We start from the raw sequence: 12,865 nt of genomic DNA, 5'->3' as shown, positions 1-12,865 counted from the left end.
GGTGGTCCGATCAGGAAGGAAGGCGCACAGCCTGGCGCGCGAGCAGCTTCCACTCGCCGCCCTGCTTCTGCCAGACGCCAAGGATCTTCAGCGCGACCTTGCCGGGCTTGCCCGAGTCGTTGGTGTCGGCCGTGAGCGTGTGGCGCACGATGGCGGTGTTTCCGTCGACCACCTTGATGGTCTGGTCGGTGATCGCGATGGTCACGAAGTCCGACTTGCGGTCGAGCAGGTCGGCGATGAAGCTGGCCTGCGTGTCGACCTTGCCGCCCGAATGGCCGTAGCTCAGGTCGTCGGCCACCAGCGCGCGCAGCGCGGCCGGCGTCGGGTCGACCATGGCGACGCGCAGCCGCTCGGCGGCCGCGGCCACTGCCGGTTCGGCCGATGCGCCGCTGTTGCTGCCTCCGCTGGCGGCGCAGCCCGCGAACACGGCGGTCGCTGCGGCGGCGAGCAAAAATTTCCTGATGAGCATGTCGTTGTCTCCTGTTGTTCTGTGGTGCTGGCGACTACTGCGATCAGCGCTGGCTTACTGCGGGCCGAGCGTGTCGATGAGCGCCTTCAGTGCGTCCATCTCGTCGGGCTTCAGGTCGGTCAGCGGCGCGCGCACGGGGCCGGCGTCGTGGCCGACGAGCTTGGCGCCCGCCTTCACGATGCTCACGGCGTAGCCGGGCACGCGGTTGCGCAGCTCCAGGTAAGGCATGAAGAAGTTCTTCAGCAGGCGGTGCTGCGTGGCCATGTCGTCGTTGGCGACCGCGTGATAGAAGTCCATCGCCGTCTTCGGAATGAAGTTGAAGACCGCCGACGAGTACACGGGCGTGCCCATCGCCTTGTAGGCGGCGGCATACACCTCGGCCGTCGGCAGGCCGCCCAGGTAGGCAAAGCGATCGCCCATCTTCTGGAAGATCGCGACCATCGCTTCGATGTCGCCCACGCCGTCCTTGAAGCCGACGAGGTTCGGGTTGCGCTCGGCCAGGCGGGCCAGCGTGTCGGGCTTGAGGCGGCTCGAGGCGCGGTTGTAGACGATCACGCCGAACTTCACGCTCTTGCACACGGCCTCGACGTGCGCGGCCAGGCCTTCCTGGCCGGCTTCGGTGAGGTAGTGCGGCAGCAGCAGGATGCCGTGCGCGCCGGCCTTCTCTGCGGCTTGTGCGCATTGGATGGCGAAGCGCGTCGGGCCACCGGCACCGGCAATGATCGGCACCACGCCGCGGCAGGTGTCGACCGCCGTCTGGATGATGCCGGGGTACTCGTCACCGGTCAGCGAGAAGAACTCGCCCGTGCCGCCCGCGGCGAACAGCGCGCTCGCGCCGTAGGGCGCCAGCCATTCGAGGCGCTCGATGTAGCCCTTCTTGTTGAAGTCGCCGTTGCTGTCGAAGTCGGTCAGCGGGAACGAGAGCAGGCCGGAGCCCATGATGGTCTTGAGTTCTTGCGGGTTCATCGGAAGTCGTCCAGTGAAAAAGAGAAATGAGGAAAAGAAGAGAGAAGAAGAAGGGGCCGCTCAGTCGAGCTTGAGATTGGCCTGCTGGATCACTTGCGCCCAGCGCGCGCGCTCCTTGGCGAAGAACTGGTCCTGCTCGGGCGCGGTCATGGTCACGACCTCGGCGCCCTGCCCCGCAAGGCGCGCCCGGATGTCGGGCGTGCGGATGATGCGGACCAGTTCCTTGTTGAGCCGGGCGATCACCGCGTCAGGGGTGCCGCGCGCCGCGACCACGCCCTGCCATGTGCCCGACTCGTAGCCGGGGACGCCCTGCTCCGCGATGGTCGGCACGCTGCCGATCAGCGGCATGCGCGTCGATTTCGACACGGCGATGAGCTTGAGCTTGCCGCTTTGCACATGCGGGTAGGTGGCCAGCATGCCGTTCATGAGCACCTGCGTCTGGCCGGCGACGGTGTCGAGCACGGCCTGCACGCCGCCCTTGTAGGGCACGTACTCCCACTTGGCGCCGCTCTTGCGCTGCAGCTCGACGCCGGCCAGGTGCGCGGTGCTGCCGCTGGCGGTGACGGCGAAGTTGAGGTCGCTCTTCTTCGACAGCTCGACCAGTTCCTTCAGCGTGTTGGCCTGCACCGACGGGTGCACCACCAGCAGGTGCGGCGAGTAGGCCAGCATGGCCACGCTGCGCAGGTCCTTCGACGGATCGAACGGCAGCTTGGGGTACAGCGACGGGCTGATGGCCAGCGCGCCGAGGTCGCACAGCATGAGCGTGTGGCCGTCGGCCGGCGCCTTGGCCAGCATGTCGGCGCCGAGGTTGCCGTTGGCGCCCGCACGGTTCTCGATGACCACGGGCTGGCCCAGCGCTTCGGACAGCGGCTGGCCGATGGCGCGCGCAATGATGTCCGACGAGCCGCCCGGCGGGTACGGCACGATGAGACGAATGGGCTTGGAAGGCCAGGTGCCGCCCGCCCCTTGCGCAAACGCGTGCAAGGGCAGGCTGGCGGCCAGTGTGGTGGCGAGGGCGGCGCCGAGCGCGCCGCGTCGGTTGACGGTCATGGGGGCTGTCTCCTGAAGTTCGATGCAGGCATGCGGGGCCGCGATGGCGCTGCATGTTATCAGTCATCGTACAACTAGAAAATCAGCTTGTCCAGACTTGAGCCCCGAAAACCCGGGGAGAACTCAGCGCGAAGGGGTGTTGTCGGACGAGGCGGCGCCGTGGCCGGCCGCCTCCGCCCTGGCTTTCTGTTGTTGCGCGGCTTCCTGCGCCATGCGCAGCCGCTCGCGGCTGTTGGTCAGGTGGATGCGCATCGCGGCGCGTGCCGACTCCGGGTCGCGGCGCGCGATGGCCGCGTAGATTTCCTCGTGCTCGCGGTTCACGCGGCTCAGGTAGCTGCCGTCCTGCACGCGGATCGCGCTGATGCGCGTGCGCGGGATGATCGTCGTGCCCAGGTGCCGCATGATGTCGGCGAAGTAGGGGTTGCCGGTCGACTGCGCAATCTCCAGGTGGAAGGCGAAATCGGGCGCCACGGTATCGCCGCCCACCTTGACGTTCTGCTCGAACGCGTCGAGCGCCTGGCGCATCGCGACCAGCTGCTCGTCGGTGCGCCGGCTCGCGGCCAGCCCGGCGGATTCGGTCTCCAGGCTGATGCGCAGCTCGAGCACGGCGAGCACGTCGACCGAGGTCGCGATCTCGCCGGGATCGAGGCGGAACACGCCGCCCATGCCACCCGGGCGCGGCTGCAGCACGAAGGTGCCCACGCCGTGCAGCGTCTCGACCAGCCCGCCCGCCTGCAGCTTGGACAGCGCCTCGCGCACCACGGTGCGGCTCACGCCGTAGGCCTGCATGATGGCCGACTCGGTCGGCAGCTTGTCGCCGGGGCGCAGCGACTGGCTGCGGATCTTCTCGCCCAGGTCTTCCACCAGCCCGTTCGCCAGGCCGCGCGCGCGCTGGCGCGGCCGCCCCACGAAAGCGGCGTTGCCCGCCGGGTTGTCAGCGGTCGTTGTCTGAACTTCGGGATTACCCGCAGTCGTTGAGGCCATGACGACGATCATAATCCCCTCATAGTTGTACGACAACAGATAACTTATCACCTAAAAAAGGTGACGACGTTGTCCACCTCCTCCGCTTCCCCTCACACATCCGAAGACATGTCGACGCCTGAAGCCCCCTCCCCCCAGCTTGGCCGCCTGCTGCTGACCGGCGCCGCCGGCGGCCTGGGCCGCGTGCTGCGCGAACGGCTCGCGCCTTTTGCGAACGTGATCCGCCTCTCCGACATCGCCGACATCGCGCCGGCCACGGGCGCGCATGAAGAAGTCGTGCCCTGCGACCTGTCCGACAAGGCCGCGGTCGATGCGCTGGTCGCCGGCTGCGACGCCATCGCCCATTTCGGCGGCGTGTCGGTCGAGCGCCCGTTTGAAGAAGTGCTCGAAGCCAACATCAAGGGCGTGTTCAACCTGTACGAAGCCGCGCGCCGCCACGGCGTGAAGCGCGTGGTGTTCGCCAGCTCGAACCACGTCATCGGCTTCTACAAGCAGGACGAGCACATCGACGCGCACGCCGCGCGCCGGCCCGACGGCTACTACGGCCTCTCGAAGTCCTTCGGCGAGGACATGGCGCAGTTCTACTTCGACCGCTGGGGCATCGAGACGGTGAGCATCCGCATCGGCTCGTCGTTCCCCGAGCCGCTCAACCGCCGCATGATGAGCACCTGGCTCAGCTACCGCGACCTCACGACGCTGATCGAGAAGTCGCTCTTCACGCCCGACGTGAAGCACACGGTGGTCTACGGCATGTCGGCCAACCGCGACCTGTGGTGGGACAACGCCGCCGCCGCGCACCTGGGCTTCGTGCCACAGGACAGCTCCGAGGTGTTCCGCGACAAGGTCGAGGCGCAGCCGCCGGTGGCGCCCACCGACCCGAACGCCATCTACCAGGGCGGCGCCTTCACCGCGCAAGGCCCGTTCGGCGACTGACCGCGCTGCACACCATGCAAGCCGAACTCGTTCTCGACGCGCGCAACGGCACGGGCGAAAGCCCGGTGTGGCTGGCCGCGCAGCAGGCGCTGTACTGGGTCGACATTCCCGCGCGCACACTCAACCGCTGGCACGCCAGCGAAGGCCATGCGCAGTGGCACGCCGACGAAATGATCGCCTGCATCGCACCGCGCGCCGACCGGCCCGGCGAATGGATCGCCGGCATGGAAAGCGGCCTGTTCGCACTGCGCGAGCGCACCGACGGCACGCTCGCGGCCACGCCGCTCGCCCCGGTGGCGCACGCCGCGCCGGGCATGCGCTTCAACGACGGCCGCTGCGACCGGCAAGGCCGCTTCTGGGCCGGCACGATGCTGCTCGACATGGCCGCCGGCGCACGCGTCGGCCGCCTGTACAGCTACGGCGCCGGCGACGAGAGCGCAGCCCTGAAGCTGGACGACCTGATCGTGCCCAACGGCCTGGCCTTCAGCCCCGACGGCCGCACGATGTACCTGTCGGACTCGCACCCGAGCGTGCAGGCCGTCTGGGCCTTCGACTACGACACCGACACCGGCACGCCGAGCAACCGGCGCCTGTTCGTCGACATGAATCCCCTGCCCGGCCGCCCCGACGGCGCGGCGATGGACGTCGACGGCTGCTACTGGATCTGCGGCAACGACGCCGGCCTGGTGCACCGCTTCACGCCCGACGGCCGGCTCGACCGCTCGCTCGCCGTGCCGGTGAAGAAGCCCGCCATGTGCGCCTTCGGCGGCGCGAACCTCGACACGCTGTTCGTCACCTCGATCCGCCCCGGCGGCATCGACCTGTCGGACCAGCCGCTGGCCGGCGGCGTGTTCGCGCTGCGCCCCGGCGTGGCGGGCGTGCCCGAGCCGGCCTTCGGCGGCTGACCCCTTTCTTTTTCCTTTCATTCACGACAACCACCAAGAGGACGAGACAAATGAAGCTCTACAAGACACTCATCGCACTTGCTGCCGGCGCGGCGGCCGCGTTGACCACGCTGGCCGCAGGCGCCACCGAGTTCCGCTCGGCCGACATCCACCCCGACGACTACCCCACCGTGACCGCCGTGAAGTTCATGAGCGAACGGCTCAAGGCGCTGTCCGGGGGCAAGCACAGCATCAAGGTCTTCAACAACAGCGCGCTCGGCAACGAGAAGGACACGATCGAGCAGACCAAGATCGGCGCGCTGCAGATGGTGCGCGTAAACATCGCGCCCATGAACAACATCTGCCCCGAGACGCAGGTGCCGACCATGCCCTTCCTGTTCCGTTCGGTGGAACACCTGCACAAAGTGCTCGACGGCCCGGTCGGCGAAGAAATCCTGAAGTCGTGCGAGAAGCAGGGCTTCGTGGGCCTGGCCTACTACGACAGCGGCGCGCGCTCGATGTTCACGGCCAAGAAGCCGGTGCGCAACTTCGCCGACATGAAGGGCCTGAAGGTGCGCGTGCAGCAGTCCGACCTGTGGGTGTCGATGCTCGAGGCCATGGGCGCCAACGCCACGCCGATGCCGATGGGCGAGGTCTACACGGGCCTGAAGACCGGCCTCATCGACGCCGCCGAAAACAACTACCCCACCTACGAAAGCGCGCGCGCCTTCGAGGTCGCCAAGTACTACAGCAAGACCGAGCACTCGATGGCGCCCGAGATGCTGCTGTTCTCCAAGCGCGCGTGGGACAAGCTCTCCGCCGAGGAGCAGGGCTGGCTGCGCCAGGCCGCCAAGGAATCGGTGCCCTACATGCGCAAGCAGTGGCAGGAGCGTGAAGTGAAGTCGCTGGCCACGGTGAAGGCTGGCGGCGCCGAGATCATCGACGTCGACAAGGCCCCGTTCCAGGCCGCGATGAAGCCGGTGTACGACAAGTTCATCACGGACGCGAAGCTCAAGGACCTCGTGAAGCGCGTCCAGGACACGAAGTAAACAGGGCTCGCCCCCAGGCTTCGCGCACTTCGTGACCCTGCGCCCCTGCCGGGGGCCACGAAGGGGCGGAGCCTCTCCATTTTTCGCGCTGGAAATATGTACACCAAACTTTGCCGCACGCTCGCCCGTGCCTGCATGTGGTTGGGCATCCTCGGTCTCGTCGCGGTGATCTGCGCCGTGAGCTGGCAGGTGTTCGGCCGCTACGTGCTCAACAACACCCCCACCTGGGCCGAGAGCCTCGCGCTGCTGCTGGTGCTCTACGTGACCATGCTGGGCGTGGCCGTGGGCGTGCGCGACGCGGGCCACATCGGACTCGAATCGTTCCTCGTGCTCGCGCCCGACTGGCTGCGCCTGAAGATGGAATACCTCATCCACGCGCTGATCCTGCTGTTCGGCCTGGCCATGGCCTGGAACTGCGCCTCGCTTGCCGAATCGGTGTGGGACTACCGCCTGCCCACGCTGTGGATTTCCGAAGGCTGGAAGTACGTGCCCGCCGCCGTGTCGGGCGTCCTCATCGTGATGTTCTCGATCGAACACATCATCGCGCTCGCTCAAGGCCGCGAAGTCGAACCCGCCTGGGGCTGAACCTCATCATGACGACCCCTCTTCTCATTCTCTGCCTCTCGTTCACGCTGTTCCTGCTGCTCGGCGTGCCGGTGGCGTTCTCGATCGGGCTGTCGGCCCTGGCCACGCTGCTGTACGAAGGCCTGCCGCTCGCGGTGGGCTTCCAGCAGATGACCTCGGGCATGGGCATCTTCTCGTTCCTGGCCATTCCCTTCTTCATCTTCGCCGGCGAGCTCATGCTCTACGGCGGCATCGCGGACCGCATCGTCAACTTCGCGCGCAACCTCGTGGGCCACGTGCGCGGCGGCCTGGGCATGTCGAACGTGGTGGCCTGCACCTTGTTCGGCGGCGTCTCGGGCTCGCCCGTGGCGGACGTCTCGGCCATGGGCGCCGTGATGATCCCAATGATGAAGAAGGAGGGCTACCACGCCGACTACGCGGTCAACGTGACGACCCACGCGGCACTGGTCGGCGCGCTGATGCCCACCAGCCACAACCTCATCATTTACTCGCTCGCAGCGGGCGGCAAGGTGTCGATCGCGGCGCTGATTTTGGCTGCGCTGCTGCCGGCGGCCGTGCTCACGCTGAGCAACCTCGCGGCCGCCTACCTCGTGGCCGTGAAGCGCGGCTACCCGGCCGGCAGCTTCCCGGGCTGGGCCATCGTGGCGCGTTCGTTCGCGGCAGCGTTGCCAGGCCTGTTCATCGTGGTGCTGATCCTCGGCGGCATTTTGTCGGGCATCTTCACGGCGACCGAATCGGCGGCGGTGGCAGTGCTCTATGCGCTGGCGCTCACGATCTTCGTGTACCGCACGCTGAAGTGGGAGCACTTCATCAAGGCCGCCTCGAAGGCCGTGCGCACCACGGGCGTGATCCTGCTGCTCATCGGCATCTCGAGCACCTTCGGCTACCTCATCAGCCTGTACGGCGTGGCCGAGCTCACGGGCCAGATGCTGTCGCAGGTGACGACCACGCCGTGGATGATCTTCCTGCTCATCAACATCATCCTGTTCGTGCTGGGCACCTTCCTGGACATGGCCGCGACCATCCTGCTGTGCACGCCGATCTTCCTGCCCATTGCACAGCAGTACGGCATGACCTCGGTGCAGTTCGGCGTGGTGATGCTCATCAACTGCGCGCTCGGCCTGAACACGCCGCCGGTGGGCACCACGCAGTTCGTCGGCTGTGCCATCGGCGGGGTGTCGGTGGGCACGGTGATGCGCACGATCTGGCCCTTCTACGGCGCACTGATCTTCGCGCTCGGGGTGGTCACCTTCGTGCCGGCGTTTTCCACCTGGCTGCCCAGCCTGTTCATGGTGGTGAAGTAAAGAAAAGAGAAAGGGCCTCCCGATGGCCGATGCGAACACCCGACCACCGCTGTACATCCGCATCCACGCGGCCGACAACGTGGCCATCGTCGCGAACGACGGTGGCCTCAAGGCCGGCACGGCCTTCGACAACGGCCTGGTGCTGGTCGACACCGTGCCCCAGGGCCACAAGGTGGCGCTCGTCGACCTGGCCGAGGGCGACGCCATCCGCCGCTACAACGTGGTGATCGGCTACACGCTCAAGGCGCTGCCGCGCGGCAGCTGGGTGCACGAGCGCGTGATGCGCATGCCGGTCGCACCCGAACTCGACGGCCTGCCCATCGCCACGGTCAAGCCCCCTGCCCTGCCACCGCTCGACGGCTACACCTTCGAGGGCTACCGCAACGCCGACGGCTCGGTGGGCACGCGCAACATCCTCGCGATCACGCAGACCGTGCAGTGCGTGGCCGGCGTGACCGAGTTCGCCGTGGCGCGCATCAAGGCCGAGCTGCTGCCGAAGTACCCTCATGTGGACGACGTGGTGGCGCTCGAACACAGCTACGGCTGCGGTGTCGCCATCGACGCGCCCGACGCCGTCGTGCCGATTCGCACCCTGCGCAACATCAGCCTCAACCCGAACTTCGGCGGCGAGGTGATGGTCGTGAGCCTGGGCTGCGAGAAGCTGCAGCCCGAGCGGCTGCTGCCGCCCGGCACCATTCCCATCGCCGACCAGCGCGGCGCGCCCGCCGACGACCTCGACGTGGTCTGCCTGCAGGACGACGCGCACGTCGGCTTCATGTCGATGATCGATTCGGTGATGCGCCAGGCCGACACGCACCTCGCGCGCCTCAACAAACGCCGGCGCGAGACCGTGCCCGCGAGCGAACTGGTCGTGGGCGTGCAGTGCGGCGGCAGCGACGCCTTCTCGGGCGTCACCGCCAACCCGGCCGTGGGCTTTTGCACCGACCTGCTGGTGCGCGCGGGCGCCACCGTGATGTTCTCGGAAGTCACCGAGGTGCGCGACGGCATCGACCAGCTCACCTCGCGCGCGTCCACGCCCGAGGTGGCCGACGCCATGATCCGCGAGATGGCCTGGTACGACGCCTACCTGCACCAGGGCCGCGTCGACCGCAGCGCCAACACCACGCCGGGCAACAAGAAGGGCGGGCTGTCGAACATCGTCGAGAAAGCGATGGGCTCGATCGTCAAGTCGGGCTCGGCGCCGATCACCGGCGTGCTCGCGCCCGGCGAGAAGGCGAAGCAGAAGGGCCTGATCTACGCCGCCACGCCGGCCAGCGATTTCATCTGCGGCACGCTGCAGCTGGCGGCCGGCATGAACCTGCACGTGTTCACCACCGGCCGCGGCACGCCCTACGGCCTGGCCGAGGTGCCGGTGATCAAGGTCGCCACGCGCAGCGACCTGGCGCGCCGCTGGCACGACCTGATGGACGTGAACGCGGGCCGCATCGCCGACGGCGAGGCCAGCATCGAGGACATCGGCTGGGAGATGTTCCGCCTGATGCTCGAGGTGGCCAGCGGCCGCAAGAAGACCTGGGCCGAGCACTGGAAGCTGCACAACGCGCTGGTGCTGTTCAACCCGGCACCGGTCACCTGATCGACTCACCCTCACGGAGCACAGCCATGGAAGACCTCAAGGACAAGACCGCCCTCGTCACCGGCGCCAGCACCGGCATCGGCGCCGCGGTGGCCATCGCGTTCGCCGCGCGCGGCATGCGCGTGGCCGTGCACTACAACAGCTCGGCCGAGGCGGCGACCCGCGTGGTCGGCACCATCCGCGCCGCCGGCGGCACGGCCTTCGCGCTGCAGGCCGACGTGCGCGACACGGCCGCGATCCGCGCCTGCGTGCAGGAAACCACGGCGCAGTTCGGCCGCATCGACGTGCTGGTGAACAACGCCGGCAGCCTGGTCAAGCGTATGCCCATCGCCGAGTTCGACGATGCGCTGTTCGACGAGGTGATGCACATCAACGCGCGCTCGGTGCTGGCCTTCTGCCGCGAGACGGTGCCGCAGATGCGCAAGCAAGGCAGCGGCGCCATCATCAACGTGACCTCGGTGGCCGCGCGCACCGGCGGCGGGCCCGGCGCCTACCTGTATGCGGGCGCCAAGGGCTTCGTGAGCACCGCGACACACGGCCTGGCCAGAGAACTCGTGGGCGACCGCATCCGCGTGAACGCGGTCGCGCCGGGCGTGATCCAGACGCCGTTCCAGGACCGCTTCTCGACGCCCGCGATGCTCGAGACCTTCAGGACCGGCATCCCGATGGGGCGCCTGGGCACGGCCGACGAATGCGTAGGCGCGTTCCTCTACCTCGCCTCCGAGCAGCTCTCGGGCTACGTGACCGGGCAGGTGCTCGAAGTGAACGGCGGGCAGTACATGCCCTGACGCACTCCCCCGCCTTCTCGGCACAACAGATCAACAACGGAGACAGAGACACCATGCAAAGAAGCCAGTTCGTCCGCGGCCTTGCCGCCCTTTCGGCCACCGCCGCCCTCTCGCTCGGCCTGGCCGCGCCCGCCGCGGCGCAAGCCAACGACTTCCCGAACCGCACCATCGAGCTGCTCGTGCCCTACCAGCCCGGCGGCGGCACCGACGGGCTGGCGCGCGCGTTTTCGGAAGCGAGCCGCAAGCACATCTCGCAGAGCATCGTGATCGTCAACCGCCCCGGCGCGGGTGGCGCCATCGGCTGGACCGAGGTGATCAACGCCAAGCCCGACGGCTACAAGCTCGCCGTGCTCACCGTGGAGCTGCTCACGCTGCCGCACCTGGGCCTGGCCAAGTTCAACTACGACGACTTCCAGCCCATTGCGCAGCTCAACGCCGACCCGGCTGCAATCACCGTGAAGGCCGATGCGCCGTGGAACACGATCGAAGAATTCCTCGCCGCCGCGAAGAAGTCGCCCGAGGGCATCCGCGTGGGCAACTCGGGCAACGGCTCGATCTGGCACCTGGCCGCCGCCGCGCTCGAAGACAAGACCGGCACCAAGTTCGGCCACATCCCGTTCCAGGGCGCCGCGCCCGCCGTGCTGGCGCTGCTGGGCGGCCACATCGAGGCCGTGGCCGTGAGCCCCGCCGAAGTCACGACGCACGTGCAGGGCGGCAAGCTCAAGGTGCTGATGGTGATGGCCGACAAGCGCGTGAAGGGCTTCGAGAAAATCCCGACCGCCAAGGAGCGCGGCATCGACCTGTCGATCGGCACGTGGCGCGGCCTCGGCGCGCCGAAGAACACGCCACCCGAAGTGATGGCCAAGCTGCGCGAGATCACCGCCAAGACCGCCGCCGAGCCACTCATGCACGAGGTGATGGACAAGCAGAACCTGGGCTACGTCTACACCGACGGCGCGGTGTTCAAGGAAACGCTGGCCAAGGACAACGCCTACTTCAAGGCGCTGATCACCAAGCTGAACATCAAGCCGTGAACGCGACACGACAAGGAGACACGGCCATGCAACGTCGCACACTGATCCAGTCCGCCCTCGCCGCCTCGCTGGCGGCAGCCCTGCCCGCCTTCGCGCAGGGCGGCAACACCTGGCCCACGGGCAAGGCCATCACCTACCTCGTGCCCTTTCCCGCGGGCGGCACCACCGACGTGCTGGGCCGGCTCATCGGCCAGAAGCTCGGCACCGTGTTGGGCACGAGCGTGATCATCGACAACAAGGGCGGCGCCGGCGGCAGCGTGGGTTCGGAGATCGGCGCGCGCGCCGCGCCCGACGGCTTCACGCTGGTGGGCGGCACGATCAGCTCGCACGCCATCAACGTGAGCCTGTACCCCAAGCTGGGCTACGACCCGCAGAAGTCGTTCGCGCCCGTGACGCTGATCGGCACCAACCCCGTGGTGCTGGTGGTGAACCAGGCCAGCCCCTACAAGACGCTGAAGGACGTGATCGCCGCGAGCAAGGCCAAGGCCGGCGGCCTCTCGTCGGCCTCGGCGGGCACCGGCACCTCGCAGCACCTGGCGCTGGAACTGCTGGGCTACAAGTCGGGCGTGAAGTTCACGCACATCCCGTACAAGGGCAGCGGCCCGGCGATCCAGGACGTGATCGGTGGGCAGGTCGACATGATGTTCGACACCACCGTGGTGGCCGGCCCGCACATCCAGAGCGGCAAGCTGCGCGCCATCGCCGTCACCTCGGCCAAGCGCCTGGCCTCGATGCCCGACGTGCCGACGGTCGCCGAATCGGGCATCGAGGGGCTCAAGGACTTCGAGGTGGTGTCATGGCAGGCGATCTTCGTGCCCGCGGGCACACCGGCCCCTGTCGTCGACCGCCTGCACACCGAGATCCGCAAGATCCTCGCAACGCCCGAGATGCAGGACAAGCTCAAGGGCTTCGGCATGGAGCCCGCCGACCTCACGACCGCGCAGATCGCCGCCTTCCAGAAGACGGAAGTGGAGAAGTGGGCGCAGGTGATCAAGGCCGCAGGCATCAAGGCCGACTGACCCGCCCCCCCCGAATCCGACTGCATCTACACCCCGACAAGCGCCCGGTGGGCGGTGCGGTGCGGGCGGCCCCTCTGTGCCGCCGAGGCGCGCAGCGTTTCGCGGATCAGGGCTCGCAGCTGTTTGAGCGAAGCGAGTTCTGCGAGACCCCGCGAAACGCGAGCACCGCAGGGCAGCCGCGAAGCGGCCGGCACAGTGGGGCCGCC

General features: G+C 68.0%; 13 protein-coding genes. 9 read left to right on the top strand and 4 right to left on the bottom strand.

The genetic code is table 11. The annotated features are described in order from the left end of the window. Nucleotides 1–10: 10 nt before the first annotated feature. The 4 genes from AC07OX_RS10645 to AC07OX_RS10630 form a co-directional block, all read right to left on the bottom strand. Nucleotides 11–469 carry a nuclear transport factor 2 family protein gene (locus AC07OX_RS10645; RefSeq protein WP_495262793.1) on the bottom strand — a complete coding sequence of 153 codons (459 nt, stop codon included), beginning with the start codon at nucleotides 467–469 and terminating at the stop codon, nucleotides 11–13. A gap of 54 nt (nucleotides 470–523) precedes the next feature. Continuing rightward, complete coding sequence (gene kdgD, locus AC07OX_RS10640; protein ID WP_062470656.1) at nucleotides 524–1,435, bottom strand: 5-dehydro-4-deoxyglucarate dehydratase; 912 nt, start codon at nucleotides 1,433–1,435, stop codon at nucleotides 524–526. A 60-nt stretch (nucleotides 1,436–1,495) separates the two neighbouring features. Beyond that, on the bottom strand, nucleotides 1,496–2,485 hold the full coding sequence (locus AC07OX_RS10635; RefSeq protein WP_062470659.1) for a Bug family tripartite tricarboxylate transporter substrate binding protein: 990 nt from the start codon (nucleotides 2,483–2,485) through the stop codon (nucleotides 1,496–1,498). A 123-nt stretch (nucleotides 2,486–2,608) separates the two neighbouring features. Continuing rightward, entirely contained in the window at nucleotides 2,609–3,469 is an 861-nt protein-coding gene (locus tag AC07OX_RS10630; RefSeq protein WP_495262792.1) for a FadR/GntR family transcriptional regulator, read from the bottom strand. A 108-nt stretch (nucleotides 3,470–3,577) separates the two neighbouring features. Here AC07OX_RS10630 and AC07OX_RS10625 point away from each other — a divergent pair, with 108 nt between their 5' ends. The 9 genes from AC07OX_RS10625 (at nucleotide 3,578) to AC07OX_RS10585 (ending at nucleotide 12,659) form a co-directional block, all read left to right on the top strand. Then, entirely contained in the window at nucleotides 3,578–4,402 is an 825-nt protein-coding gene (locus tag AC07OX_RS10625) for an NAD-dependent epimerase/dehydratase family protein (protein WP_495262791.1), read from the top strand. A gap of 14 nt (nucleotides 4,403–4,416) precedes the next feature. Then, nucleotides 4,417–5,307 carry an SMP-30/gluconolactonase/LRE family protein gene (locus tag AC07OX_RS10620; protein ID WP_495262790.1) on the top strand — a complete coding sequence of 297 codons (891 nt, stop codon included), beginning with the start codon at nucleotides 4,417–4,419 and terminating at the stop codon, nucleotides 5,305–5,307. 50 nt (nucleotides 5,308–5,357) lie between these two features. Continuing rightward, a complete protein-coding gene (locus tag AC07OX_RS10615) occupies nucleotides 5,358–6,335 on the top strand; it encodes a TRAP transporter substrate-binding protein (protein ID WP_070059672.1) in 978 nt (325 codons plus the stop codon). Between the two features lie 96 nt (nucleotides 6,336–6,431). Then, nucleotides 6,432–6,920 (top strand): TRAP transporter small permease, encoded by a 489-nt coding sequence (locus tag AC07OX_RS10610; RefSeq protein ID WP_062470671.1) that lies wholly within the window; start codon nucleotides 6,432–6,434, stop codon nucleotides 6,918–6,920. Nucleotides 6,921–6,928: 8 nt separating this feature from the next. Then, a complete protein-coding gene (locus AC07OX_RS10605; protein WP_070059673.1) occupies nucleotides 6,929–8,224 on the top strand; it encodes a TRAP transporter large permease in 1,296 nt (431 codons plus the stop codon). A gap of 22 nt (nucleotides 8,225–8,246) precedes the next feature. Next, nucleotides 8,247–9,818 carry a galactarate dehydratase gene (gene garD / locus AC07OX_RS10600; RefSeq protein WP_495262789.1) on the top strand — a complete coding sequence of 524 codons (1,572 nt, stop codon included), beginning with the start codon at nucleotides 8,247–8,249 and terminating at the stop codon, nucleotides 9,816–9,818. A gap of 26 nt (nucleotides 9,819–9,844) precedes the next feature. Further along, nucleotides 9,845–10,606 carry an SDR family NAD(P)-dependent oxidoreductase gene (locus AC07OX_RS10595; RefSeq protein ID WP_495262788.1) on the top strand — a complete coding sequence of 254 codons (762 nt, stop codon included), beginning with the start codon at nucleotides 9,845–9,847 and terminating at the stop codon, nucleotides 10,604–10,606. A gap of 53 nt (nucleotides 10,607–10,659) precedes the next feature. After that, nucleotides 10,660–11,640, top strand: coding sequence for a tripartite tricarboxylate transporter substrate binding protein (locus AC07OX_RS10590; RefSeq protein WP_307694262.1), 981 nt, complete (start codon nucleotides 10,660–10,662; stop codon nucleotides 11,638–11,640). 26 nt (nucleotides 11,641–11,666) lie between these two features. Continuing rightward, nucleotides 11,667–12,659 carry a Bug family tripartite tricarboxylate transporter substrate binding protein gene (locus AC07OX_RS10585; protein WP_495262787.1) on the top strand — a complete coding sequence of 331 codons (993 nt, stop codon included), beginning with the start codon at nucleotides 11,667–11,669 and terminating at the stop codon, nucleotides 12,657–12,659. Nucleotides 12,660–12,865: the final 206 nt, after the last annotated feature.

This window comes from Variovorax sp. GW821-FHT09D07 (assembly GCF_059416345.1).
This window is presented reverse-complemented; position numbering and strand designations above follow the sequence as displayed.

Excerpts from the sequence above, each read along its gene's own strand:
- AC07OX_RS10585 (WP_495262787.1), top strand. The coding sequence starts at position 11,667 with ATGCAACGTCGCACACTGATCCAGTCCGCCCTCGCCGCCTCGCTGGCG.
- AC07OX_RS10620 (WP_495262790.1), top strand. The coding sequence starts at position 4,417 with ATGCAAGCCGAACTCGTTCTCGACGCGCGCAACGGCACGGGCGAAAGC.
- AC07OX_RS10610 (WP_062470671.1), top strand. The coding sequence starts at position 6,432 with ATGTACACCAAACTTTGCCGCACGCTCGCCCGTGCCTGCATGTGGTTG.
- AC07OX_RS10615 (WP_070059672.1), top strand. The coding sequence starts at position 5,358 with ATGAAGCTCTACAAGACACTCATCGCACTTGCTGCCGGCGCGGCGGCC.
- AC07OX_RS10630 (WP_495262792.1), bottom strand. The coding sequence starts at position 3,469 with ATGGCCTCAACGACTGCGGGTAATCCCGAAGTTCAGACAACGACCGCT.
- garD (WP_495262789.1), top strand. The coding sequence starts at position 8,247 with ATGGCCGATGCGAACACCCGACCACCGCTGTACATCCGCATCCACGCG.
- AC07OX_RS10605 (WP_070059673.1), top strand. The coding sequence starts at position 6,929 with ATGACGACCCCTCTTCTCATTCTCTGCCTCTCGTTCACGCTGTTCCTG.
- AC07OX_RS10635 (WP_062470659.1), bottom strand. The coding sequence starts at position 2,485 with ATGACCGTCAACCGACGCGGCGCGCTCGGCGCCGCCCTCGCCACCACA.
- AC07OX_RS10645 (WP_495262793.1), bottom strand. The coding sequence starts at position 469 with ATGCTCATCAGGAAATTTTTGCTCGCCGCCGCAGCGACCGCCGTGTTC.
- AC07OX_RS10590 (WP_307694262.1), top strand. The coding sequence starts at position 10,660 with ATGCAAAGAAGCCAGTTCGTCCGCGGCCTTGCCGCCCTTTCGGCCACC.
- AC07OX_RS10595 (WP_495262788.1), top strand. The coding sequence starts at position 9,845 with ATGGAAGACCTCAAGGACAAGACCGCCCTCGTCACCGGCGCCAGCACC.
- AC07OX_RS10625 (WP_495262791.1), top strand. The coding sequence starts at position 3,578 with ATGTCGACGCCTGAAGCCCCCTCCCCCCAGCTTGGCCGCCTGCTGCTG.
- kdgD (WP_062470656.1), bottom strand. The coding sequence starts at position 1,435 with ATGAACCCGCAAGAACTCAAGACCATCATGGGCTCCGGCCTGCTCTCG.